We start from the raw sequence: 23,882 nt of genomic DNA on the forward strand, positions 1-23,882 counted from the left end.
AAAACTGTTTCCGTTCCGGTTCGGCCGTACTCTGGTTGAGTCGGCGTGATTGCGTGGCGCAATGCAGCGCGACATAAGCCGAAACTCTCCTTAAGTCAAGGAATACAGGCCTTGCAGCCAGTGCAGAGGTAAAGACGTGGTTAGCGCGCGTAGTTACTGTATGTAACTCGCAAGCTTCAAGCCCGCATTCATGAAGTAAATGGGATCAATGGCACGACCATCCTGACGGACTTCATAGTGTAAATGCGTACCGGTGGACCGGCCGGTGCTGCCGGCAAGGCCAATCACGTCCGTGCGGTCGACTTTGTCGCCAATTTTCACGAGAATTTCCGACATGTGGCCGTAACGCGTGGAAATGCCCTTGCCGTGATCCACCTCGACCATGTTGCCGTAGCCGCCAGTCCAGCCGGCCGCTATGACCTTGCCGGGTGCCGTCGGGTGAACCTTTTCGCCAGGCGCAAAACGGAAATCGATGCCGGAGTGGAGTGCGAGGCGGCCGAGGAACGGATCACGCCGGTTCCCAAACGAGCTGGTGATCTCCTTGCCGGCGGCCGGATTCTGGAATGGCAGCGATTCGGCCATGCTCCGTACAGTCTCCAGGCGGGTGAGGGCATCGTCCAACTGCGCAAGCGACGTATCGAAATCATCGTTGCTCTCAGGCTCTACGTAAGGGCCGCCGACTGCGGTGTCATCCTGCTTCAAGCGCTCGGCCGGGACCGAAATCCTGAACCGCGTCAAGACCTTCGATATGGCATTGGCGGCGCCGCCGGCATCGCTCGTCAGTTGCGCGATGCGGGTGCGTTGCTTCTGCTCAATATCCTTCAGAGACAGCGTTACCTTGGAAAAAACCCGGTCAGCTCGGTCGCCGACGGTTTCCTTTGCCGGCACATCAGCCAGCGTCGCGTTATCAGGCGTCGCCTCAGCAGGTTCTACAGCGCCGGCAAGCTGATTCTCGATAGCCTGAACTGCGCCGGAGAGCGAGGCATGCTTCTCGTTTGCGTCGGGCGCGTAGGACTGGAGTGGTGTGGCCGCCTTGTTTCCGAGCCCGGAACTTTCGGCCCGGTCAAGAAGGGAGCCCAACTTGCCGTGGCGTGAGGTGAGCGCCAGTTGTTGCTCCATCAATTTGTCGACCTTGTCTTCGACGACCTGCTGATCGAGCAACTGGCGGGAGGTAACGCGATCGACCTGAGCTCGCAGAGCGGCGATCCGGTCCTCATAGTCGTGCTGCATGCGCGCCTGTCTGGCCATTGCCGCGCCGATCAGGTCGTCACGCAGCACGAGATAGGATGTGGCCAACAGATAGCCGATCGCAAAGACCCCGACAAAACATAAGACAAGCGCCGCCATCCACGGCTTGACGGTGAGGTGACGGACCCGGTCACCGCTCGCCAGGATCAGGATATGCTCTTGTTTTCGCTGACCGAATACGCGGCTATGCTGTGCATGCGTCACGGAGAATCTCCCAATCGAAGGCCGATGCCTCAATTGCCGCAATTACGCACGATTATGGTTAATATTTACTTAGGTCAGTATGGCTGTCGTGATCGGATCAGGCGTTGCTTGTCGATGTCAGCGATCGGTAGAAGGATGGCGTCAGTCCTGCTTCGGCCCGGGCGATGTCGTTGAAGGGAGGCTTCAACGGTCCGCGGAAATTGGCGCGTACCAACTCGTGGAATGTCCGTGCCGGATCCCGCTTTTCTCTGGCGCAAAGGAAGCGGAACCATTTGGCGCCTATCGCAACGTGACCTTTCTCGTCGTTGTAGATGACATCGAGCACGGCAGCGCTCTCCAAATCCCCGGTTTCGCGCATCTTGGCCTGCAGCGACGGTGTGACGTCCAACCCGCGAGCCTCGAGAATAAGCGGGACAACAGCGAGGCGCGCCGTCAGGTCATTCCTCGTCGCGTGCGCGGCCTGCCAAAGGCCGTCATGGGCGGGGAGGTCACCGTAGTCGGCGTCGAGGTCATTCAGGCGGGCGCGCACCATGCGGAAATGTTTCGCTTCTTCGAAGGCAACCTGCATCCACCCGTCGAAGAAGGAGTTCGGGACGGGTTCGGTCGCGAATCGCGCAACGATATCAAGCGCCAGATCGACGGCGTTGAGTTCGATGTGGGCGATGGCATGCAGCAGCGCGATGCGCCCCTTGACGGTATGCAAGGACCGCCTCTCCACCTGCGTCGGCGGTATCAAGTCCGGCTTTTCCGGACGGCCCGGCCTCTCAGGCAGCGGCGCGTCAAGTGGCGAACGCAGGGACAGTGTGCGAGCAAACCAACGCGTCGCAGTTTCCTGGGCGAGCGTCGTCTTCTTATCGAGATCAGTTGCTCGGATAGCGTCGATCGCTCCGCCGCGCAGGGACGTGATGCTGGAGCGAGAGGTCATCGCGACAGGTTCTGCACGGCGGCAAGAACGATTTCTGCGTGGCCGGGCACCTTCACCTTCTGCCAGATCGTTCCGATGGTCCCATCCTCACGAATGAGGAAGGTTGTGCGCTCCACGCCCATGAAATTGCGTCCATACATGCTCTTTTGTTTCCACACGCCGTAGGCCGCCAGCGTCGTCTTCTCTTCATCGGACGCCAGGACAACCGAAAGACTATGCTTCTTGATGAAGCGATCATGGCATTTTGCGGAATCGGGAGACATGCCGATGACGGCAGCACCGGCCTTTTCGAACTGGTCTGCAAGCGCCGTGAAAGCCAACGATTCGGCCGTGCATCCTGTCGTGTCGTCCTTGGGATAGAAGAACAACACCAGCGGCTTACCACGGAAATCGGCAAGCGCGACGCGGCCTCCGCCATCGCGCGGGAGATTGAAGTCAGGCGCCGTCGTGCCGATGCTGACATCCGTCATGGAGAGACCTTTCTTTTGCCGAGTTTATGGATAACAGGTGATTTGCCAGATATATATTGGACGGGCAGTCGTCCAGCCAGTCTGGTCCAAACCGCAAATTAGGGAGTTAGGCGAGACGCATGTCGGCGATCCGCGGCGAGAAAATTACATTCCGCAAGAAAGACATCGTCGCACTGCATGAGCTCCCTTCGGCGCAGGCCGAAGATCCCATGATCGTCAGTTGCCCGCCGTCGCGTTCGCGCATGCGCAAGACCGCCGGCGCCACGGGTGGCTGCATCGCCATTATTTTCTTCGTGCTCGCTGCAATTGTCTTCACGGTAGAAAGCGGCATATTCGACGGGCCGCTGACGCGGCAGGCGCAGGCTGCACTCAATTCGGCCATCGGGCCTCGCTATAGGGCGGAGGTCGGCTCCACTGCTATCCGCTTTACCTCGAACCTGCGCCTTGCGCTCGAAGCTCGCAACGTCAACATGATTGACGAGAAGAGCGGACAGCACCTGTCGACCACACATGCGATGCGCATGGCGCTCGACCCGCTACAACTCTTTCGCGGTCGGATTGCGATTGCGCAGATCGAGGCGGAAGATATCGCACTCGACACAGCGCTGCTGCCGTCTGGAAAGCCGCTCAAGCTCGATGACGTTCGCATCGACGAGATTCCGACGGCGATGGAAGCTGCGTTCGCTCAACTCGACATGATCGACAGTTTTGTCGAGCGGGGTGGGACGCGCTCAGTGGAACTCTCGGGCATAGATATCAAGCTGGCCGATACGGCGAATGGTCCACTCTCGATCGTCGTCGACAGCCTAGACTTCACAAGGACACGCCAAGGCGCGCTGGCGCTGGATGGTGAGGTCGCGATCAACGGCAAGGCAGCGACGCTCAGCGTCATCACCGAAAGAACCGGCGAACGTACCTCGAAGTTGACGGGACAACTGGCGGGCGTCGACCTGGGACCGTTCACACTCAAGCGGAATGTCCAGGGTCAAATCCGGCAGGGCATCGACGGCTCTGGTGATGTGACGATCTCGGCAGTTCGCACCGGCGATCAAGCCGAGCCGGCGCTCGGCGCGTCAGTCGACCTGGAGCCTGGGCAATTCTATATGGATGGCGACCAGCAGGAGTTGAGCGGAGGGCGCATCAACCTCGCCTACGACTTTGACAAGCAGAAGCTTGAGATCGCGAAATCGCGTGTTCAGTTCGGCGCGACATCCGTACCGCTTACCGGCGCTCTTATCGATCTGGACAAGATCGATGCCGCTGCAGGAAAGGGCTTCGGGATAGATCTGCTGGTCAGTGGCGGCACCGCGGCCCCCACCGCGTCAGGCGAGCAACCGCTCGCCTTCGATATCCAGGCGACCGGTCGCTACCTCGTTACCGACCGCGAACTCGAATTCCCGAACATGCGGGTTTCGAGCCCTGCTGGCGGTCTTTTTGGCTCGCTGCATGTTCGTCTGGGCGACGTGTCGCCGGAGATCAGCTTTGCCGGGCAGTCACAGCAGTTGCAGACAACGGCCGTCAAGCAATTGTGGCCATTCTGGATGGCGTCGAAGGGCCGCGAATGGGTTCAGCGCAACCTCTTCGGGGGCACCGTCACCGACGCATCAATCTCCGTCTTCATTCCGTTCGGACGCCTGGACGAGGCGGTCGGCAAAGGTCTGAAACTCGACAAGAACCAGATCCGGATTGCTTTCGACATCGCAGATACCCGAATGAACGTGGCCGGCGACATCCCGCCAATCCGCGATATGAATGCCCACTTTGATCTGAGCGGTCCGCGGGCGACAATCTCGATCAAGAGCGGGACGGCATTCTTTCCGTCCGGACGATCGGTGAGCGTCGGCGAGGGCACGTTTGTCCTGCCATCGACCTACGACAAGCCGCTCATGGCCGAACTCAATCTTCCCATTTCCGGCGCGGCTGACGCGGTCGGCGAATTGCTCACCTATAAGCCGATCCAGGTGTTACAGCGCGCGGGCTTCGTGCCCGAGGACCTGAAGGGCAAGGTGTCGGCGAAAGTGCAGGCTCGCATCGGGCTGATCTCGTCGCAGAGTCCTCCTCCTGCTGAATGGAAAGCGGTCCTGCAGCTACAGGATCTCGATGTCGCCAAACCGTTTTCGGGCCGCAAGATCACTGGTCTCGACGGCGTGTTGAACGCGGATCCAAAGCAGGTCAGCCTCGACGGAAAAGGGCTGATCGATGGCATTCCCGCCGGGATCAAGCTTGTCGAGCCGACGGACAAGTCGTCCAATGTCCAGCCGCAGCAGACCATTACTGCCACCTTGAACAATGATCAGCGGGAAAAGGTGCTGCCCGGTCTCAACGACATCGTCGATGGTAGCGTCGACGTGGAACTCAATCGCATCGATCAGGACCGACAGGCGGTCACTGTCGACCTTGGAAGGGCGCGGCTGTCTCTCCCATGGATCGGCTGGTCCAAGGGCGGCGGGATCGGCGCGACGGCCACATTCGAGGCCTCCGGCCCTGCAGACAACACCGAGTTGAAGAACTTCGTCCTCAAGGGGGATGGATTCGGGGCAAATGGCTCGCTTGTTATCGGCAAGGGCAATCTCGTGAAGGCGGATTTCGACAGTGTCAAACTGTCGTCGCTGGACGACTTCTCCGTTTCGGTGAAGCGCGGCAAGGGAGGGTTTGATGTCTCCGTGTCAGGCGAGAGTGCAGATGCACGTCCGATCATCGCGAGATTGAAGTCCAGCAGCGGCGGTGACTCCGACCACAGCGGCAGCATATCCGTTCGAGCCAAGCTCGGCCGCGTCGTCGGTTTCAATGACGAGAAGTTGCGCAATGCCGAGATGACCTATGTGTCGTCAGGCGGGAGGCTGCAGACACTGAATTTTACCGGCGTCACCGACAGCGGCGAGGCGTTCGTAGCCCAGACGAAGGGAAATGGCGTTATCAATGTCACGAGCGGCGATGCCGGCTCTGTTTCCCGCTTCGCCGACCTCTATCAGCACATGATGGGCGGCTTGCTCAATATGCAGATCCGCCTAGGGGCGGGCGACAATTGGGATGGCTCCATCGACATCAGGCGCTTCTCGCTTATCAACGAACAGCGCTTGCACTCGATCGTTTCGACGCCGGTCGGCGAGGAGCAACGAAGCCTGAATTCAGCGGTAAAACGGAACATCGATACATCGGCGCAGCGTTTCCAGCGCGGCTTTGCGCGCATTGTTTCTCAGAACGGCGTCGTCAGTATCGAGAACGGCGTGGTGCGTGGTGACCAGGTCGGCGCGGTGTTTCAGGGAACGGTTCGTAACCAGCGCGGCAGGATGGACATGACGGGTACTTTCATGCCTGCATATGGCCTCAACCGGCTGTTTGCCGAATTGCCGTTGATCGGCATCATCCTTGGGAACGGCACGGATCGCGGCCTGATCGGCATTACCTTCAAGCTCACAGGAAAGTTGGAATCGCCGGATCTGATCGTCAATCCGTTGTCGATCATCGCGCCGGGCGTTTTCCGCAACATCTTCGAATTCCAGTAGGCACAAAAAAGCCGGCGCGAGGCCGGCTTTCTGTCTGAGACGTTGACCACGCTTAGGCAGCGCGGCGGACCAGGATGTGCTTCTTCTTGCCGAGCGATAGCTTGATCACGCCATCAGCGGTGATCTCTTCGCTGCCGATGATCTTGCGCTCGTCGCTGACGGCCTGGTCGTTGATGCGCACCGCACCGCCCTGAACGTGGCGGCGGGCCTCGCCGTTCGAGGCTGCAAGGCCGGCGCGGACGATCAGCGACAGAAGGCCGATGCCACCGTCGAGTTCGGCAGCCGGGACGTCGACAGACGGAAGGTTCTCGGCAAGGCCGCCTTCCTCGAAGGTCTTGCGGGCGGTTTCGGCAGCCTGCTCGGCGGCAACACGACCATGCAGGATCGCGGTGACCTCAGTCGCCAGGATCTTCTTGACCTCGTTGATCTCGGAACCGGCAAGCGCTGAGAGGCGTGCGATTTCGTCCATCGGCAGCGTGGTGTAGAGCTTCAGGAAGCGCGAGACGTCAGCGTCCTCTGTGTTGCGCCAGTACTGCCAGAAGTCATAGGCCGACAGCATGTCCGCGTTGAGCCAGACAGCGCCGGTCGCAGACTTGCCCATCTTGGCGCCGGAAGCGGTCGTCAGCAGCGGCGAGGTGAGGGCGTAGAGCTGCGGCGTCCCCATGCGGTGACCGAGGTCGATGCCGTTGACGATGTTGCCCCACTGATCCGACCCCCCCATCTGCAGACGGCAGTCGTAGCGCTTGGCCAATTCGACGAAGTCGTAGGCCTGCAGGATCATGTAGTTGAATTCGAGGAACGACAGCGACTGTTCGCGGTCAAGGCGCGTCTTGACGCTGTCGAAAGCCAGCATGCGATTGACCGAGAAGTGCCGGCCGACATCGCGTAGGAATTCGAGGTAGTTGAGCGATCTCAGCCACTCTGCGTTGTTGATCATCAACGCATCCTTCGGGCCTTCGCCGTAGGAGAGGTAGTTCGAGAAGACGCGCTTAATCGAAGCGATGTTGCTCTCGATGGTATCGACGGTCATCAGCTGCCGCGCTTCCTCCTTAAAGGAGGGATCACCGACCATGCCGGTGCCGCCGCCCATCAGCGAAATGGCGCGATGGCCGGTCGCCTGCATCCAGTGCAGCATCATGATCTGGATCAGCGAGCCGGCATGCAGGCTGGGAGCGGTGGGGTCAAAGCCGATATAGGCCGTTACCGTTTCCTTGGCGAAGAGTTCGTCGAGGCCCGTTTCATCGGAAATCTGATGAATGAAGCCGCGCTCTTTCAGCGTACGGAGGAAATCGGATTTGAACTCGGACATGACCTTTTGCTCTCGGGTGCGGATTTTCGGATTGGCTATTGTTGAAGTGACGCGGCGCGTTTAGCACTGTTTTGCCGAACAGTCACCATTTGGCGAGAATCTTCCAGCGAGGGGTCATGGAGAAGATCAGGACCGCGATCGGCTTGATGAGCGGAACATCAATGGACGGCATCGATGTGGCGCTGCTGCGGACCGACGGCCGAGCCTTCGTCGAGCGCGGGCCGTTCCTCGGTGTTCCGTATGAGCCAGCCTTCCGCGACCGATTGAAGCTGGCGCTGGAGCAGGCGAAGTCTATTGCGAAACGTGAGCAGCGGCCGGGCGATCTGGCGTCTGTCGAGCGTGAACTGACGTTACATCATGTAATTGCCGTGAGGGAATTTCTGGCTACGAATGCGCTCGATGCCTCGTCGATCGACGTCATCGGCTTTCACGGCCAGACAGTGTTACATCGCCCGGACGAAGCGCTGACGGTCCAGATCGGGGATGGGGCGCTTTTGGCACGGGAAACCGGCATTCCCGTTGTCTACGATCTTCGTGCCAACGACATGATGCATGGCGGCCAGGGCGCGCCATTGGTTCCGGTCTATCATGCGGCGCTCGCCGCCAACGTCCCTCATGCCACGTTGCCGGTCTGCTTCGTCAATATCGGCGGGATCTCAAACCTGACTTATATTGGCGCGGATGGCGTCATAGTCGGTTTTGACAGTGGCCCGGGCAATACGCTGATCGACCAGTGGGTCGAAACCCATGCGGGCGTGCCGTTCGATCAGGGCGGCATGATAGCCTCCGAGGGACGGATCGTGGGGGAACTGGCCGATCGCTATTTGAATAGCCCGTTCTTCACCGCAGAGAAGCGGCGCTCGCTCGACCGCAACGACTTTCCGCCGCCGTCGGGTGCAGATGCGGAGCTTGTAGACGGCGCCCGCACACTTGCCTATGTCGCGGCCGCCTCGATCATCAAGTCCGCCGGTCACTTGCCGGTCACGCCGGCCCTCTACGTCATCTGCGGTGGTGGTCGGCTCAATCGCGTGCTGATGCAAGATTTGAAAGATATCGCCCATCGCAACGGCGCCGAGGTGATAACGGCGGAGCAGGCGGGGTTCAATGGCGATTCCATGGAGGCTGAAGCCTGGGGCTATCTCGCGGTAAGGTCGTTGGACCGCTTACCATTGACATTTCCCGGCACGACCGGCGTGCGTGCGCCCGTCAGCGGCGGTGTCGTGGTGAAGCCGTGATGCAACAGGCGATTCTGGAGACGCCGCGCCTAGTCGCGGTCATGTGGGAACCTGACGACGCGGGCCTGATCCATGAGCTTCACTCCACGATTGAGACGACACGGTATCTTTCGGGCGCTGCGCCGTGGTCGCGTGAGAAAGCCGAGGAACGGCTGCGCAATTGGTTCGGCGAGCAGGAGCGGGATGGAGCCACCAAGTACAAGATCCTCAGTCGTGACGACGGCCGCTTCATTGGCAGCGCGGGCTTTTCCCTGCTTGGCGGTGAGCGGCAGGATTTCGAACTCGGCTATTCGCTTCGGTTCCAGGAATGGGGCAAGGGTTATGCGACGGAGATTGCCGGCGAGTTGGCGGAATGGTTCTTCGAACGGAACTTCGCGCAGCAGTTCATCGCATTCACGCATCCGGACAATGCCGCATCTCAGCATGTCCTAACGAAAATCGGCATGCGAAGCCGCATGCCGATGATCATTGACGGATTGGCCTGTCCGACGTTCGAACTGACCGCCGGGATGCGGACCGCTTAGCGGATCCGCTTGGCAGCCGGTTCCGGCACGAGTTCGCCGTTCAGGCGGCGATCGAGGTAATCCTCGCATTCGCTCATCAGCGTCTCGACCTGGCCGTTGAAGAAGTGGTTGGCGCCAGGCACCGTGCGGTGCGTGATCAGGATACCCTTCTGCGTCTTCAGCTTCTCAACGAGGCCGTTTACGTCCTTCTCGGGCGCAACCTTATCGGCTTCGCCGTTGATGATGAGGCCGGAAGACGGGCAGGGCGCGAGGAACGAGAAATCATACGTGTTCGGTTGCGGCGCGATCGACATGAAACCTTCGATTTCCGGGCGGCGCATTAGAAGCTGCATGCCGATCCAGGAGCCGAAGGAATAACCGGCAACCCAGCAGGTCTTCGAATCAGGATGCAAGCTCTGTACCCAGTCGAGCGCGGACGCGGCGTCCGAAAGCTCGCCAGCGCCGTGGTCGAATTCACCCTGGCTGCGACCGATTCCCCGGAAATTGAAACGCAACGTCGTGAACCCGCGCTTCTGGAACATGTAGAAGAGCTGGTAGACGATCTGGTTGTTCATCGTGCCGCCGAACTGGGGGTGCGGGTGCAGAATGAGGGCAATCGGTGCGCTTTTTTCCTTGGAGGGCTGGTAGCGGCCTTCAAGACGGCCGGCAGGGCCGTTGAAAATGACTTCGGGCATCGGTACTCCGGCTTTTATTTTTCGCGTTCGGCCCTGCGTAAGACTTGACGAATGTTGTCAGCTTTTCTAAAACGCAGTTTAGAACAATTCGAAACTTGCATGACGATCCACGCATTGTGGGATGTGTCATAAGGCAAGCCCGGCCGAAATTTCAAGGAAAATGAGCCGAGCCGCCTCTCAAGGATTTAGCGCAGGACAAAAGATCATGGCGCCGCCACGCCTTTATCTCGATTGGAACGCGACTTCGCCGCTGCATCCGAATGCGCGCGACGCGGTCCTGCGCGCGTTGGACCTGTTCGGCAATCCAAACTCGGTCCACGGCGAAGGCCGAGCCGTTCGTGCTGCGATCGAGCATGCACGACGCCAGGTGGCGGCACTTGCAGGGGCTGATCCGGCCCATGTAATCTTTACGAGCGGCGCGACAGAGGCAGCCAATATGGTGCTGACGCCCGAGTTCAGGATGGGGCGCACGCCGCTTAAAGTCAGCCAGCTTTTCTATTCTGCCGTCGAGCATCCTGCGATGCGGGAAGGCGGTCGCTTCCCGAAGGAACAGACGGCGGAAATTCCGGTGACGGAGGCCGGCGTCGTCGATCTCGATGCGCTTGGTGCTTCGCTTGCCGCTCATGACAAGTCGGCCGGGCTGCCGATGGTCGCGGTCATGCTCGTTAACAACGAGACCGGCATCGTCCAACCGATTGCCGAGGTTGCGAAGCTGGTGCAGGCGCATGGCTGCCTTCTTGTTGTCGATGCCGTACAGGCAGCCGGTCGCTTGAAGCTGGATATCAACGCGCTCGGCGCCGATTTCCTAATCGTCTCATCGCACAAGATCGGCGGCCCGAAAGGCGCCGGTGCGCTTGTCACGCGCGGTGAAGTGCTGATGCCGCGACCGCTGATCCATGGCGGCGGCCAGGAGAAGGGTCACCGCTCGGGGACTGAGAACTCGCTTGCGGTGATCGGGTTTGGTGCTGCCGCCGAAGCTGCTGCGATGGAATTTGAGGCACGCAACGAAGCGATCTCCGTGCTCCGTGACCGACTGGAAACCGGAATGCGAGGCGCGGCACCTGATGTCGTCATCTACGGCTCCGAGGGCCAGCGCGTTTCGAACACGACTTTCTTCACCCTTCCGGGGCTGAAAGCCGAAACGGGCCAGATCGCCTTCGATCTCGAAGGTGTGGCGCTTTCTGCCGGGTCTGCCTGCTCGTCCGGCAAGGTCGGCGAGAGCCATGTCCTGGTTGCCATGGGGCGAGACCCCAAGCTCGGCGCTTTGCGCATTTCGTTGGGCTTTGCCACCACCGAAGAGGAGATCGACAAGGCGATTTCGGTCTTCGCGAAAATAGCCGCTCGGCGCAAGCCGGCCGGGGAGGCGGCTTGACCGCTTCATAAATTTGCGGAAACGCAATTTTCCGCTTGCCATTCGGGCTGAAAAGTCCCTTTTGGCCACCTACATACGGGGCAAACGATACTGCCCGAACGACAAGCTGCCGGACCTTTTCTCCGGCGAGATTGGAGAATGACATGCCCGCCGTCCAGGAAACGGTTGATCGCGTTCGTCAGATTGACGTCGATCAGTACAAATACGGTTTCGAGACCATTATCGAAATGGACAAGGCGCCCAAGGGCTTGTCCGAAGACATCATCCGTTTCATCTCCGCCAAGAAGCAGGAGCCGGAGTGGATGCTCGAATGGCGTCTGGAAGCCTACAAGCGCTGGCTGACCTTGGAGGAGCCCACCTGGGCTCGCGTCGATTATCCGAAGATCGATTTCAACGACATCTATTACTACGCCGCGCCGAAAAGCACGCCCGGCCCGAAGTCGCTTGACGAAGTCGATCCTGAAATCCTCAAGGTCTACGAAAAGCTTGGCATTCCGCTCAAGGAACAGGAAATCCTGGCTGGCGTCGAGAAGCCGAAGATCGCCGTCGATGCCGTCTTCGACTCTGTCTCCGTTGTCACGACCTTCAAGGAAGAGCTTAAGAAGGTCGGTGTGATCTTCATGTCGATCTCGGAAGCCATTCGCGAGCATCCGGAACTGGTGCAGAAGTACCTCGGCTCCGTCGTTCCGACCTCCGACAATTACTACGCGACCCTGAACTCGGCCGTCTTCACCGATGGTTCGTTCGTGTTCGTTCCGAAGGGCGTTCGCTGCCCGATGGAGCTGTCCACCTACTTCCGCATCAACGAAAAGAATACGGGCCAGTTCGAACGCACGCTGATCATCGCCGAGGAAGGCGCATACGTCTCCTACCTCGAAGGCTGCACCGCGCCGCAGCGCGACGAAAACCAGCTGCATGCCGCTGTCGTTGAGCTCGTTGCGCTCGATGATGCCGAGATCAAGTACTCGACGGTCCAGAACTGGTATCCGGGCGATGCGCAGGGCAAGGGCGGCATCTACAACTTCGTCACCAAGCGCGGCGATTGCCGTGGCGACCGCTCGAAGATTTCGTGGACGCAGGTCGAGACCGGTTCGGCTATCACCTGGAAGTACCCATCCTGCATCCTGCGCGGCGATGACTCCAGAGGCGAGTTCTACTCGATCGCCGTCTCCAACGGCCACCAGCAGGTCGATAGCGGCACGAAGATGATCCATCTCGGCAAGAACACGTCGAGCCGTATCATCTCCAAGGGTATCGCCGCGGGCGTGTCGCAGAACACCTATCGCGGCCAGGTCTCGGCGCACCGCAAGGCATCCAACGCCCGCAACTTCACGCAGTGCGACTCGCTGCTGATTGGCGACAAGTGCGGCGCCCACACGGTTCCCTATATCGAGGCGAAGAACTCCACGGCGCAGTTCGAGCACGAGGCGACCACCTCGAAGATCTCGGAAGACCAGCTCTTCTATTGCCTGCAGCGCGGCATTCCGGAGGAAGCGGCGATCGCCCTGATCGTCAACGGCTTCGTCAAGGAAGTCCTGCAGGAACTGCCGATGGAATTTGCTGTCGAAGCGCAGAAGCTCATCAGCATCTCGCTTGAAGGCAGCGTCGGCTGACGCGACACGACATGAATGCGCGAGGGCGCGTGGATCGCGCCTTTCTCCGATTGCTTTTTATGGGAAAATACCATGCTTGAAATTAAGAACCTGCACGCCCGCATCGCCGAAGACGGCACCGAGATCATCCGCGGCTTGAACCTCACCGTGAAGGCCGGCGAAGTGGCCGCCATCATGGGCCCGAACGGCTCCGGCAAGTCGACGCTCTCCTACATCCTGTCCGGCCGCGAAGACTACGAAGTCACCGAAGGCGACATCCTCTACAACGGCGAGAGCATTCTGGAGCTCGACGCTGCCGAGCGTGCCGCCAAGGGCATCTTCCTGGCCTTCCAGTACCCGGTCGAAATTCCGGGCGTTGCCACCATGCAGTTTCTCAAGGTTGCGATGAACGAGCAGCGCAAGGCGCGCGGCGAAGAAGAGCTGAAGACGCCTGACTTCATGCGCCTCGTCAAGGACGCAGCCGGCAAGCTGCAGATCAACACTGAAATGCTGAAGCGCCCGCTGAACGTCGGTTTCTCCGGCGGTGAGAAGAAGCGCGCCGAAATCCTGCAGATGGCCCTCCTGCAGCCACAGCTTTGCGTTCTCGACGAAACCGACTCCGGTCTCGACATCGACGCGCTGAAAATCGTTGCCGACGGCGTCAACGCGCTGCGTTCGCCGGATCGCGCTGTCGTCGTCATCACGCACTACCAGCGCCTGCTCGACTACATCGTCCCGGATACCGTTCACGTTCTCTACAAGGGGCAGGTGATCAAGTCGGGCGACAAGACGCTGGCGCACGAGCTGGAAGCCAATGGCTACGCCGACATCATCGGTGCGGCAGCCTGATTGAGGCGGAAAGGACGAGTCTCATGAACATGCAGACGACGAGCCGCCAGACCGCCGCGGAAGCGGCGCTCATCGAGGCTTTCAACAACCAGATCGGCGAACTGCCGGGCGACGGTTCGGTCATCGCCATCCGGGACAGGCTGCTTGACGACCTGAAGAAGGCCGGTTTGCCGACGCGCCGCATCGAGGCCTGGCACTATACCGACCTCAAGACCCTGCTGCGCGCCATTCCGGATCAGGCTGGCGACGCCGGCTCCGAAGCTCGCGACCCGCTGGTCGAAGAGTCCTCCGTTTTGTCGGTTATTCAGGGTGTTCCTGATCTTAAGGCTTCGGTCGATGGTCTGGACATATCAGGCTATGCGGCTCAGCTCTCCAACGGCACGGCTGCCACCAGCCTCGGCGCGCTCGGCAATGACGACGCGATCGGCCGGATCAACGGCAGCTTCGTTCGCGATGGCTACGTCATTGACGTTGCCTCGGAAACGACGTTTGACCAACCGCTTGAGATCCAGTTTGTTCACGCTGGCGGCCAGACGCATACGCGCCTGCCGGTCACCTTCGGCGCGAACGTAAAGGCGACGGTCATCGAACGTCACCTTGCAGTGACGTCGGATGCGGCTTTCGTGTCCCACATCAGTGACATCACGGTTGGCGAGGGTACCGAGCTCACCTGGATCATCATCCAGCAACAGGGCGCTGATGATACGCACCTCGGCCAGATCCGTGTCGATCTCGGCGCCGATGCCAAGCTGAAGCTGTTCGTCATCAATGCCGGCGGCAAGCTGGTTCGCCAGGAACTGCACATCAAGGTGACTGGTGAGGGCGCCGATCTGACGCTTCGCGGGATCAACCTGCTGGGCGCTGAAACGCATACGGACGTTACCATGGTTCTCGGCCATAACGTCCCGCATACAGGTTCCACGGAAGTGATCCGTAACGTCGTCTTCGACCGCGCCAAGGGTGTATTCCAGGGTATGATCCGCGTTGCGCCCGATGCGCAGAAGACCGACGCGAAGATGGCGTGCAACACTCTATTGATATCTGACGACGCCGAGTTCTCGGTGAAGCCGGAGCTCGAGATCTTCGCTGACGACGTTCAGTGCGGTCACGGTGCAACCGTTGCCGACATCGACGACAACCATCTCTACTACATGATGGCGCGCGGCATTCCGGAGAACAAGGCGCGCGCCATGCTCGTCAATGCCTTCGTTGCCGAAATCGTCGAGGAACTGGAAGACGAAGCTCTGGTCGAGGCGCTGGAAGGCGTCATCTCGGCCTGGCTCGAAAAGCACGCCTGATCGGATAGCGTCATGGACAAGATAGTTCCGGCAACCGCATACGACGTCGAAGCCATTCGCAAGGATTTCCCGATCCTTGCGAAGGAAGTCTATGGCAAGCCGCTGGTCTATCTCGACAACGGCGCCTCCGCCCAGAAGCCGCAGGCCGTCATCGACGCGATTTCCCACGCCTATTCGAACGAGTATGCGAACGTTCATCGTGGTCTGCATTTCCTCTCGAATGCGGCCACGGACGCCTATGAGGGCGCTCGCGAGAAGGTCCGGCGCTTCTTGAACGCGCCTGATATCAACGACATCGTGTTCACGAAGTCTTCAACGGAAGCGATCAACACCGTCGCCTATGGCTGGGGCATGCCCAAGCTCGGCGAGGGCGACGAGATCGTCATCTCGATCATGGAGCATCACTCCAACATCGTACCGTGGCATTTCATCCGTGAGCGGCAGGGTGCCAAGCTGGTCTGGGTACCCGTCGACGACGAGGGTGCTTTCCACGTCGAGGATTTCGAAAAGAGCCTGACGGAGCGGACCAAGCTCGTCGCGATCACGCATATGTCGAATGCGCTCGGCACGGTGGTTCCGGTCAAGGAAATCTGCCGGATCGCGCATGAGCGCGGCATTCCTGTACTGGTCGATGGTTCGCAGGGCGCCGTCCATATGCCTGTCGACGTGCAGGATATCGATTGCGACTGGTACGTGATGACCGGCCACAAGCTTTACGGGCCGTCGGGCATCGGCGTGCTGTATGGCAAGAAGGAGCGGCTTCGCGAGATGCGGCCCTTCCAGGGCGGCGGCGAGATGATCTTCGAGGTGACAGAGGATGCCGTGACCTACAACGATCCGCCACATCGCTTCGAAGCTGGCACGCCGCCGATCGTCCAGGCGATCGGGCTCGGCTATGCGCTCGACTACATGGAAAAGGTTGGCCGCGAGGCGATCGCGCGCCATGAGGCTGATCTCGCGGCCTACGCCGCGGAGCGGCTGCAGGCGGTCAATTCGTTGCGGGTGTTCGGCACGGCGCCGGGCAAAGGTGGTATCTTCTCCTTCGAGCTTGCCGGTCTGCATGCACATGACGTGTCGATGGTAATCGACCGTCAGGGTGTTGCCGTCCGCGCGGGCACGCATTGCGCCATGCCGCTCTTGAAACGCTTCGGCGTCACCTCCACATGCCGCGCGTCCTTCGGGATGTACAATACACGGGCCGAGGTCGATGCCTTGGCAGATGCGCTTGATTATGCGCGCAAGTTCTTTGCCTAAGGAGTGTCCATATGAGCTTGGACGAAAGCGAACAGAAGATCGACGTGCGCGAAGGCATCGTGCATTCCAGCATTCCGGCCGACGAACTGGCGCGGCTGAGCGACGACGTAATTTCGGCGCTCAAGACGGTCTATGACCCTGAAATTCCGGCTGACATTTTCGAGCTCGGGCTGGTCTACAAGATCGACATCGAAGACGATCGCATGGTGAAGATCATGATGACGCTGACTGCGCCGGGCTGCCCCGTTGCCGGTGAGATGCCGGGTTGGGTGGAGAACGCGGTCGGCGCGGTTGAGGGCGTATCCGGCGTCGAGGTCGAGATGACCTTCGATCCGCCGTGGACGCCGGACAGAATGTCGGAAGAGGCGCAGGTCGCCGTCGGCTGGTATTGATCGGTTAAGCTACTGGCACTACATTTGAATCATGAAACGCCGGACCTTGAATCCGTGCGCGGAAGGAGAAAAGGCCCATGGGCTTTGCAATCATGAGCATGACGGAGACCGCTGCGAACCGCGTGAAGGCGATCGTCGAGAACTCCGGATCAGAGGCCAAAGGCATTCGCGTCGGGATCAAGAAGGGCGGCTGTGCAGGGATGGAGTATACCATCGACCTCGTGACCGATCCGAACGCCAAGGACGATTTGATCGAGCGGGATGGCGCCAAGGTCTGGGTCGAACCATCAGCAGTGCTGTATCTCCTCGGCACCGAAATGGGCTTCGAGAGCACGACGTTGCGCTCCGGTTTTACCTTTACCAATCCAAACCAGACGTCTGCGTGCGGCTGCGGCGAATCCGTGGAACTGAAGCCTGCAGACCTTGCGGCGCTTGCTGCCCAGGGCAATGCTGTCGTGCCTGCGCACTGATTGTCACAATCATTCGAATTCTCGATGAGGCCGCCGGTTCGGCGGCCTTTTTGATTTTACCTCTTCGCAATAGCGCCTTAAGGGCTCTCTTTCGAAAGTCCGCGGGATTGTCTCCTGTGGAGGGGAAGCGACTGACCAATGCTATTGCTGTTTGCGAAGGGCGCCCTGCTGGGCGTCATCATCACGGCCCCGCTGGGGCCGATTGGAATGCTGTGTATCAATCGTACATTGGAGCGCGGCTTTACTGCTGGCTTCTCCTGTGGCCTCGGAACGGCGCTCGGTGATGCCAGTTATGCCCTGGTCGCAGTAACCGGAATCGCGGTCTTCGAGCAGGCCATGTCGGTAGCAACGCTGCCTCTGGCGATTGGCGGAGGCTTATTGCTCCTGGTGCTGGGCTATCGAGGGCTGACGCACGATCCGGTCAGGGCTGCAAATGTCAGGGCGGCGGGCCTCCTGGGCACAACAGCTGCAACGTTTTTTCTGACAATCTCCAACCCGGCCACCATTCTCTCCTTTGGCGCGCTGTTCGCCGGTTTCGGGTTGACGGAGGAAACGCGGCGTTTCAGCTCGGCCGTGATCGTGGGCGGCGTCTTCAGCGGATCGCTTGCTTGGTGGTTTCTTCTGAGCGGTACGGTCAGTGTCGCCAGGGGCAAATTGCCAATGAATTTCACAGCAAAGGTCGTGCGCGGAACAAGCTATCTGCTGATACTCTTCGGCCTCGCAGCGCTCGCCTCAGCAGCCTACTCGCTCCTCTAGTTTCAGGCCGGCTCCCTTGAAGGCAGGCAGAATCCGCGATAGGCCTGCGACGTCACAAACAAGCGCAAGCCACTATGAATAAACGCATTCTTGTTACCGGCGGCGCCGGCTTCGTCGGCACACATCTTTGCAGAAGGCTGCTCGACGGAGGGCATCGGGTTGTCTGCATGGATAATTTCTCGACGGGCTCCATGCACAATGTCGCGGAATTGCTCAATAACCCCGCCTTCAGCTTGCTTACTCAGGACGTGAACGAGGCCGTGAACCTCGAGGTTGACGAGATCTATAACCTCGCATGCCCAGCCTCACCGGTCCATTATCAGGCCGACCCGATCGCCACGTTGAAGACGAGTGTCGTCGGCGCGCTCAACATGCTCGAGCTGGCTCGAGACAGGAATATTCCGGTATTGCAGGCATCGACATCGGAGGTTTATGGCGATCCTCATGTCCATCCGCAATCGGAAAACTACTGGGCCAACGTCAATCCGATTGGCCCGCGTGCTTGCTACGACGAGGGGAAGCGGAGCGCCGAGACATTGTTTTTCGACTATCGCCGCCAGTTCGAACTACCGATCAAGGTCGTGCGCATCTTCAACACCTACGGGCCGCACATGCATCCCGCCGATGGAAGGGTTGTCGCAAATTTCATCAAGCAGGCGCTATCGGGCGACGACATCACCGTCTATGGCGACGGAACACAGACGCGGTCGTTTTGCTACGTGGACGACCTGGTCGCGGGTCTGATGGCCATGATGAGCAGTCGTCCGGATGTTACGGGTCCGATCAATCTTGGCAATCCGGAAGAGTTTACGATCCGACAGTTGGCGGACCTCATCCTCGAATTGACCAACTCCAATTCACGCATCGTCCATCGCCCTCTACCCGTAGATGATCCGCGTCAGAGGTTGCCGGATATCGAAAAGGCGAGGCGGCTTTTGGACTGGACGCCGAGCGTTCCGCTCCGCGACGGCCTGACGCGCACCATTGCCTACTTCAAGACCGTTCGTGAGGCACCGGTGCTGGCAGCCGTTTAAGCCAGTTAGTCCCGATCCCAGTGTTCTTCGATGAGGTTGGCAGCGCGCCGCGCCTGGGTTGCGAAAGTAAGCTTACGTGCCAGCGCCTGACCACGTTCCGCAATGGCCTTGGCTTCGATTTGGTGGCTGCGCACCCAATCGATCTTCTCGCGAAAGTCCGACATGTCGGCAGCGACCGGTACATAGTGTTCGAACGGCTTGAGTTCGTCATAATACCACTGGCGAAAGCCGAATTGTGACTCGACCTTCAGCACGCAGCATCCGTAGAGCATGCGCACCAGGAGGTTCGACCAGGTGTTGGTATAGCCATCGATATCAATCGCGAACTTGCGCCCAAGCCAACTTTGGGCCGCAATCGGCTGCCCCAGAAGCTTTTGCCGGTCCGCCAGCGTGCCGTAGTCGTCCGCAGTCGGATGGAGATCGACGAACTTGACGTCCAGTCCCGCCATGTCCCTGAGTTGCAAGACCATCCGGATCCTCTGAAGGACGGCGGGATTGTTGATGTCTTCCGGCGAAAAGCTCGCCCAGCCGCAGCCGTTCATGCCGCCGCGCCAGACGATGTCGTTCGAGCGCTCCTCCCAGCGCGGCGCTGTCTGGCCGCGCTCCAACTCGGCGGCAAAGCCGTCGTTCTGGAAGAAGTGCGGATCTGGCAGCCCCACATGCTGAGGCAACCGCACGGACGCCGCAAATCGTGCGTTGGAGACCGCCTCTCCATCCGAGGCGTTCACGGTGATGTACCTCACCTCTGGCGGGCACAGGCTCAGCCAATAGGCATAGCTGCAGACCTTGTACCGCATGTATCCGGAAAACCACCGTGTCGCGGCGCTCTCGATTACGAGGATGAAGTGTTGCCCATGCCGCTCGATCCGAACATCTCGAGGCGGATTCCCGGCATCGGTGTAACCAATGCGTACCTTTGGCGGCTTGGCGCCGACCCGTTTGAACTCGCGCCTGAAATAGGGTGCAACCCGTCGCGTGCTGTAGAGGCGAAGCGGGTTGAGGGTGGAAGAATACGTCATCATATTCCTGAGCTTACGCGACAATCGTCAAACGATCGCTGACGCGATCACGCGGCAATCAATATGGTGGATTGGGGCCAAAGAACAGATCGCGTGTGTGCGCATGCAGCGCGCAAGCCGGTACCGAACGAAGGCTTGGTCCAAGGGAGGTTGGACCGCTTGTCAGCTCTTGATGTCGATGCCCGCTTCGATGGCAGCTTCTATGAAGGCACGTCGTGCATCCTCGTTCGTGCGCTTGCCCTTGACGACGTCGGCGCAGATCAACAAGGCGCGGTCGAGCGCCGGACCGTCTTCGGTCGGCCAATCCTCGATCATCGTCCAGGAGGCCGCCTGCGTCGTTGCGATCGTCACGTAGTTGCCCGGCTCTTCAAGGGCAAGCAGGACCGGCTTTGGCCAGGGAGCCTGCGTCAGAGAATCGCTGTCGTCTTTTGGCATTCCGCGCGGACCTTCATTTCCAGTGTAAGTGCGGAACGGCCCTCCCTGAAAAGGGAAGGCCGTTCGGATGTTACTCAGCAGCTTCCGCGTAGCTCTCAACCGGCGGGCAGGTACAAATCAGGTTGCGGTCGCCGAAGACGTTGTCGACGCGGTTGACCGGTGACCAGTACTTGTCGACGCGGAAGGCGCCGGGTGGGAAGCAGGCCTGTTCGCGCGAATAAGGACGATCCCATTCGCCGACGAGATCCTCGACTGTGTGCGGGGCGTTCTTCAGCGGGTTATTGACCTTGTCCGAGCGACCTTCCTCGATGTCGCGGGCCTCCTGGCGGATCGCCAGCATCGCCTCGCAAAAGCGGTCGAGTTCGGCTTTGGTTTCCGACTCCGTCGGCTCGATCATGAGCGTGCCGGCGACCGGCCAGCTCATGGTCGGGGCGTGGAAGCCGCAGTCGATCAGGCGCTTTGCGACGTCGTCGACCGTCACGCCGGCGCTATCGACCAGCGGGCGCGTGTCAATGATGCACTCATGCGCCACGCGCCCGGCCTCGGACTTGTAGAGCACGTCGTAGGCGCCCTTCAGCCGTGCGGCGATGTAGTTGGCGTTGAGGATCGCCACCTTCGTCGCCTGCGTCAGGCCTTCGCCGCCCATCATCAGGCAGTAGCTCCAGGAGATCGGCAGGATCGATGCCGAGCCGAAAGCCGCAGCCGATACCGCGCCCTTACGACCGTCGGTTTCCGGATGACCCGGAAGGTAGGGTGCCAGATGCGCCTTGACGCCGATCGGACCCATGCCCGGGCCGCCGCCGCCATGCGGGATACAGAACGTCTTGTGCAAGTTGAGGTGGCTGACGTCGGAACCGATGTCACCAGGACGGGACAAGCCGACCATGGCGTTCATGTTGGCACCGTCGAGATAAACCTGGCCACCATGCTTGTGCACGAGGTCGCAGATTTCCTTGACGGTTTCTTCGAAGACGCCGTGTGTCGACGGGTAGGTGATCATGCAGCAGGAGAGGTTCACCGAATACTGCTCCGCCTTGGCGCGGAAATCATCCATGTCGATGTCGCCGTTCTCACGAACCTTGACGACCACGACCTTCATGCCGACCATCTGTGCCGAGGCAGGATTGGTTCCGTGCGCCGACGTCGGGATGAGGCAAACGTCGCGATGGCCGTTGCCGTTGGCGATATGGTAGTTGCGGATCGTCAGCAGGCCAGCATATTCGCCCTGCGCGCCGGAGTTCGGCTGCATGGAGAAGGCATCATAGCCGGTTACGGCGCAGAGCTTTTCCGTCAGATCGTCGATCATCTCGCGATAACCGAGCGCCTGATCGGCTGGAACATACGGATGAATATCCGAGAACTCAGGCCAGGTGATCGGCAGCATTTCCGCTGTAGCGTTCAGCTTCATCGTGCATGAGCCGAGCGGGATCATCGCGCGATCGAGCGCCAGATCGCGGTCCGACAGCCGGCGGATGTAACGGGTCATCTCGCTTTCGGCGCGGTTCATGTGGAAGATCGGATGCGTCAGGTACTCGCTGGTGCGGGCGAGGCCCTTCGGCAGGCGATAGCTCGGCTCGAAGTCGCCGACAGCAAAATTGCCGCCGAAGGCGCGCCAGACGGCTTCCAGCGTTGCCGGGCGCGTACGCTCGTCAAGGCTCATGCCGATCTTCGTCGCGCCGACCTTGCGCAGGTTCACACCTTCGGCGACGGCTGCCCGCATGATGAGGCCCTGCATATGGCCGACATCGACAGTAATGGTGTCGAAGAAAGTTTCGGGCTCGATGGTGTAGCCGAGCTTTTCCAGGCCCTTGGCCATCAGCACGGCCTTCTGATGAACCTGCTGTGCGATCGCCTTGATGCCCTTCGGGCCATGGAAGACGGCGTACATCGAGGCCATGACGGCAAGCAGCACCTGCGCTGTGCAGATGTTCGACGTCGCCTTTTCGCGACGAATATGCTGTTCGCGGGTCTGCAGCGACAGGCGATAGGCGCGGTTACCGCGAGCATCGACGGAAACACCGACGAGACGGCCGGGCATGGAGCGCTTGTGTGCGTCCTTGACCGACATGTAGGCCGCATGCGGGCCGCCATATCCAACAGGAACGCCGAAGCGCTGAGAATTGCCGATGGCGATGTCGGCGCCCATTTCCCCGGGCGACTTCAGAAGCGTCAGAGCGAGGATGTCGGCTGCGACGATCGCGATGGCACCGGTCTGATGCAGGCGCGAAATCAGGCCGGTGAAATCATGAACATGGCCATGCGTGCTCGGATACTGAAAGATGGCGCCGAAGACGTCGACCGGGTCCAGATCGGTGAACGGATTGCCGACGATGACGCTCCAGCCGAGCGGTTCGGCGCGGGTCTTGATCAGCTCGATCGTCTGCGGATGGCAGGCGGCATCGACGAAGAAGGCCTTCACCTTCGACTTGGAGACGCGCTCCGCCATTGCCATGCCCTCGGCAGCAGCAGTCGCTTCATCGAGCAGCGATGCGTTGGCGACATCGAGACCGGTGAGGTCGCAGATCATGGTCTGGTAATTGAGCAGCGCCTCGAGGCGGCCCTGACTGATTTCCGGCTGGTAGGGCGTATAGGCCGTGTACCAGGCGGGGTTTTCCAGGATGGTGCGCTGGATAACCGGCGGCGTGATCGTGCCGTAATAGCCTTGGCCAATCAGCGAGACGAGCACCTTGTTCTTGTTGGCCGTCTCGCGCAGCTTGTCGAGCGCCTCGCGTTCCGTCATCGGCGCGCCCCAGACAAGCGGCGCCTTCTGACGGATGGAGGGCGGCACGGTGGCGTCGATCAGCCCGTCGAGGCTGCTGTAGCCGATGACACCAAGCATGTCAGCCATTTCAGCCGGCGAGGGGCCAATATGGCGACGGTTGGCGAAGTCATACGGCTGGTAGTCTGTAAACTGGAATTCGGTCGGCGTCGTCATTACGCGGTGAGCTCCTTGTAGGCCGCTTCATCGAGCAGGCCATCGGCATCGGTGGCGTTTGCCAGCTTCAGCTTGAAGAACCAGCCGGCGCCCTGGGGATCGGAATTGACCAGCGACGGATCGGCGACGATCGCAGGATTGACTTCGGTGATCTCACCATCGAGCGGACAATAGACGTCGGAAGCAGCCTTGACGGACTCGACGGTGGCCGCGTTGTCGTTCTTGGAGAAGGTGGCGCCAACTTCAGGCAGTTCGACGAAAACGAGGTCGCCAAGCTGATCGACGGCATAATTGGTAATACCGACCGTTGCGACAGCGCCTTCGATTTTCAGCCACTCGTGTTCTTCGGTAAATTTCAGCATGATTGTAATCTCCGGAAAA

General features: G+C 60.1%; 21 protein-coding genes. 12 read left to right on the forward strand and 9 right to left on the reverse strand.

What is annotated here, in order from left to right:
* Positions 1–153: 153 nt before the first annotated feature.
* The 3 genes from IB248_RS07340 to IB248_RS07350 form a co-directional block, all read right to left on the reverse strand.
* On the reverse strand, positions 154–1,452 hold the full coding sequence (locus IB248_RS07340; protein ID WP_018854899.1) for a M23 family metallopeptidase: 1,299 nt from the start codon (positions 1,450–1,452) through the stop codon (positions 154–156).
* A 97-nt stretch (positions 1,453–1,549) separates the two neighbouring features.
* Complete coding sequence (locus tag IB248_RS07345; protein ID WP_192240617.1) at positions 1,550–2,377, reverse strand: ferritin-like domain-containing protein; 828 nt, start codon at positions 2,375–2,377, stop codon at positions 1,550–1,552.
* Positions 2,374–2,847, reverse strand: coding sequence for a peroxiredoxin (locus tag IB248_RS07350; RefSeq protein ID WP_018854901.1), 474 nt, complete (start codon positions 2,845–2,847; stop codon positions 2,374–2,376). Before IB248_RS07350 ends, IB248_RS07345 begins: the two co-directional genes overlap by 4 nt.
* Positions 2,848–2,966: 119 nt before the next feature.
* Here IB248_RS07350 and IB248_RS07355 point away from each other — a divergent pair, with 119 nt between their 5' ends.
* Positions 2,967–6,353 (forward strand): AsmA-like C-terminal region-containing protein, encoded by a 3,387-nt coding sequence (locus IB248_RS07355; RefSeq protein ID WP_192240618.1) that lies wholly within the window; start codon positions 2,967–2,969, stop codon positions 6,351–6,353.
* Between the two features lie 52 nt (positions 6,354–6,405).
* Here IB248_RS07355 and tyrS read toward each other — a convergent pair whose 3' ends face one another.
* Entirely contained in the window at positions 6,406–7,662 is a 1,257-nt protein-coding gene (tyrS, locus tag IB248_RS07360) for a tyrosine--tRNA ligase (RefSeq protein WP_192240619.1), read from the reverse strand.
* A 116-nt stretch (positions 7,663–7,778) separates the two neighbouring features.
* Here tyrS and IB248_RS07365 point away from each other — a divergent pair, with 116 nt between their 5' ends.
* A complete protein-coding gene (locus tag IB248_RS07365) occupies positions 7,779–8,897 on the forward strand; it encodes an anhydro-N-acetylmuramic acid kinase (protein WP_192240620.1) in 1,119 nt (372 codons plus the stop codon).
* Positions 8,897–9,421, forward strand: coding sequence for a GNAT family N-acetyltransferase (locus IB248_RS07370; RefSeq protein WP_029792343.1), 525 nt, complete (start codon positions 8,897–8,899; stop codon positions 9,419–9,421). Before IB248_RS07365 ends, IB248_RS07370 begins: the two co-directional genes overlap by 1 nt.
* Here IB248_RS07370 and IB248_RS07375 read toward each other — a convergent pair.
* On the reverse strand, positions 9,418–10,095 hold the full coding sequence (locus IB248_RS07375; protein WP_007789602.1) for an alpha/beta hydrolase: 678 nt from the start codon (positions 10,093–10,095) through the stop codon (positions 9,418–9,420). The two genes, IB248_RS07370 and IB248_RS07375, sit on opposite strands and share 4 nt — an antisense overlap.
* A gap of 205 nt (positions 10,096–10,300) precedes the next feature.
* On the opposite strand from IB248_RS07375, the gene IB248_RS07380 reads away from it, so the two are divergent.
* The 9 genes from IB248_RS07380 to IB248_RS07420 all read left to right on the forward strand — a co-directional run bounded on the left by IB248_RS07380 (position 10,301) and on the right by IB248_RS07420 (position 19,112).
* On the forward strand, positions 10,301–11,467 hold the full coding sequence (locus tag IB248_RS07380; RefSeq protein ID WP_029792342.1) for a cysteine desulfurase family protein: 1,167 nt from the start codon (positions 10,301–10,303) through the stop codon (positions 11,465–11,467).
* A 143-nt stretch (positions 11,468–11,610) separates the two neighbouring features.
* Positions 11,611–13,080, forward strand: a complete 1,470-nt coding sequence (gene sufB, locus IB248_RS07385) for a Fe-S cluster assembly protein SufB (protein ID WP_029792341.1) — start codon at positions 11,611–11,613, stop codon at positions 13,078–13,080.
* A 72-nt stretch (positions 13,081–13,152) separates the two neighbouring features.
* Positions 13,153–13,908: a Fe-S cluster assembly ATPase SufC gene (sufC, locus tag IB248_RS07390; RefSeq protein ID WP_018854909.1), complete on the forward strand. Its 756-nt coding sequence runs from the start codon at positions 13,153–13,155 to the stop codon at positions 13,906–13,908.
* Between the two features lie 23 nt (positions 13,909–13,931).
* Positions 13,932–15,206: a Fe-S cluster assembly protein SufD gene (gene sufD / locus IB248_RS07395; protein ID WP_029792339.1), complete on the forward strand. Its 1,275-nt coding sequence runs from the start codon at positions 13,932–13,934 to the stop codon at positions 15,204–15,206.
* 12 nt (positions 15,207–15,218) lie between these two features.
* Positions 15,219–16,460: a cysteine desulfurase gene (locus tag IB248_RS07400; protein WP_018854911.1), complete on the forward strand. Its 1,242-nt coding sequence runs from the start codon at positions 15,219–15,221 to the stop codon at positions 16,458–16,460.
* Positions 16,461–16,471: 11 nt separating this feature from the next.
* On the forward strand, positions 16,472–16,852 hold the full coding sequence (locus IB248_RS07405; protein ID WP_018854912.1) for an SUF system Fe-S cluster assembly protein: 381 nt from the start codon (positions 16,472–16,474) through the stop codon (positions 16,850–16,852).
* A gap of 77 nt (positions 16,853–16,929) precedes the next feature.
* Positions 16,930–17,322 carry a Fe-S cluster assembly scaffold SufA gene (gene sufA / locus IB248_RS07410; RefSeq protein WP_018854913.1) on the forward strand — a complete coding sequence of 131 codons (393 nt, stop codon included), beginning with the start codon at positions 16,930–16,932 and terminating at the stop codon, positions 17,320–17,322.
* 138 nt (positions 17,323–17,460) lie between these two features.
* Entirely contained in the window at positions 17,461–18,078 is a 618-nt protein-coding gene (locus IB248_RS07415; RefSeq protein ID WP_192240621.1) for a LysE family transporter, read from the forward strand.
* Positions 18,079–18,152: 74 nt separating this feature from the next.
* A complete protein-coding gene (locus tag IB248_RS07420; protein ID WP_192240622.1) occupies positions 18,153–19,112 on the forward strand; it encodes a UDP-glucuronic acid decarboxylase family protein in 960 nt (319 codons plus the stop codon).
* 5 nt (positions 19,113–19,117) lie between these two features.
* Here the strand turns inward: IB248_RS07420 and IB248_RS07425 are convergent, their stop codons facing one another.
* The 4 genes from IB248_RS07425 to gcvH form a co-directional block, all read right to left on the reverse strand.
* Positions 19,118–20,131, reverse strand: a complete 1,014-nt coding sequence (locus IB248_RS07425) for a glycosyl transferase family 90 (RefSeq protein ID WP_246779220.1) — start codon at positions 20,129–20,131, stop codon at positions 19,118–19,120.
* Positions 20,132–20,293: 162 nt separating this feature from the next.
* A complete protein-coding gene (locus tag IB248_RS07430) occupies positions 20,294–20,566 on the reverse strand; it encodes a DUF982 domain-containing protein (RefSeq protein WP_018854917.1) in 273 nt (90 codons plus the stop codon).
* Between the two features lie 70 nt (positions 20,567–20,636).
* Complete coding sequence (gcvP, locus tag IB248_RS07435; protein WP_018854918.1) at positions 20,637–23,501, reverse strand: aminomethyl-transferring glycine dehydrogenase; 2,865 nt, start codon at positions 23,499–23,501, stop codon at positions 20,637–20,639.
* Complete coding sequence (gcvH, locus tag IB248_RS07440; RefSeq protein WP_018854919.1) at positions 23,501–23,863, reverse strand: glycine cleavage system protein GcvH; 363 nt, start codon at positions 23,861–23,863, stop codon at positions 23,501–23,503. The genes gcvP and gcvH overlap by 1 nt, the downstream gene beginning before the upstream one ends.
* Between the last annotated feature and the right edge of the window lie 19 nt (positions 23,864–23,882).

Origin of the sequence: Rhizobium sp. RHZ01 (assembly GCF_014851595.1) — a bacterium.
GTDB lineage: Bacteria > Pseudomonadota > Alphaproteobacteria > Rhizobiales > Rhizobiaceae > Rhizobium > Rhizobium altiplani.

Excerpts from the sequence above, each read along its gene's own strand:
- IB248_RS07345 (WP_192240617.1), bottom strand. The coding sequence starts at position 2,377 with ATGACCTCTCGCTCCAGCATCACGTCCCTGCGCGGCGGAGCGATCGAC.
- IB248_RS07350 (WP_018854901.1), bottom strand. The coding sequence starts at position 2,847 with ATGACGGATGTCAGCATCGGCACGACGGCGCCTGACTTCAATCTCCCG.
- IB248_RS07355 (WP_192240618.1), top strand. The coding sequence starts at position 2,967 with ATGTCGGCGATCCGCGGCGAGAAAATTACATTCCGCAAGAAAGACATC.
- tyrS (WP_192240619.1), bottom strand. The coding sequence starts at position 7,662 with ATGTCCGAGTTCAAATCCGATTTCCTCCGTACGCTGAAAGAGCGCGGC.
- IB248_RS07365 (WP_192240620.1), top strand. The coding sequence starts at position 7,779 with ATGGAGAAGATCAGGACCGCGATCGGCTTGATGAGCGGAACATCAATG.
- IB248_RS07370 (WP_029792343.1), top strand. The coding sequence starts at position 8,897 with ATGCAACAGGCGATTCTGGAGACGCCGCGCCTAGTCGCGGTCATGTGG.
- IB248_RS07375 (WP_007789602.1), bottom strand. The coding sequence starts at position 10,095 with ATGCCCGAAGTCATTTTCAACGGCCCTGCCGGCCGTCTTGAAGGCCGC.
- IB248_RS07380 (WP_029792342.1), top strand. The coding sequence starts at position 10,301 with ATGGCGCCGCCACGCCTTTATCTCGATTGGAACGCGACTTCGCCGCTG.
- sufB (WP_029792341.1), top strand. The coding sequence starts at position 11,611 with ATGCCCGCCGTCCAGGAAACGGTTGATCGCGTTCGTCAGATTGACGTC.
- sufC (WP_018854909.1), top strand. The coding sequence starts at position 13,153 with ATGCTTGAAATTAAGAACCTGCACGCCCGCATCGCCGAAGACGGCACC.
- sufD (WP_029792339.1), top strand. The coding sequence starts at position 13,932 with ATGAACATGCAGACGACGAGCCGCCAGACCGCCGCGGAAGCGGCGCTC.
- IB248_RS07400 (WP_018854911.1), top strand. The coding sequence starts at position 15,219 with ATGGACAAGATAGTTCCGGCAACCGCATACGACGTCGAAGCCATTCGC.
- IB248_RS07405 (WP_018854912.1), top strand. The coding sequence starts at position 16,472 with ATGAGCTTGGACGAAAGCGAACAGAAGATCGACGTGCGCGAAGGCATC.
- sufA (WP_018854913.1), top strand. The coding sequence starts at position 16,930 with ATGGGCTTTGCAATCATGAGCATGACGGAGACCGCTGCGAACCGCGTG.
- IB248_RS07415 (WP_192240621.1), top strand. The coding sequence starts at position 17,461 with ATGCTATTGCTGTTTGCGAAGGGCGCCCTGCTGGGCGTCATCATCACG.
- IB248_RS07420 (WP_192240622.1), top strand. The coding sequence starts at position 18,153 with ATGAATAAACGCATTCTTGTTACCGGCGGCGCCGGCTTCGTCGGCACA.
- IB248_RS07425 (WP_246779220.1), bottom strand. The coding sequence starts at position 20,131 with ATGACGTATTCTTCCACCCTCAACCCGCTTCGCCTCTACAGCACGCGA.
- IB248_RS07430 (WP_018854917.1), bottom strand. The coding sequence starts at position 20,566 with ATGCCAAAAGACGACAGCGATTCTCTGACGCAGGCTCCCTGGCCAAAG.
- gcvP (WP_018854918.1), bottom strand. The coding sequence starts at position 23,501 with ATGACGACGCCGACCGAATTCCAGTTTACAGACTACCAGCCGTATGAC.
- gcvH (WP_018854919.1), bottom strand. The coding sequence starts at position 23,863 with ATGCTGAAATTTACCGAAGAACACGAGTGGCTGAAAATCGAAGGCGCT.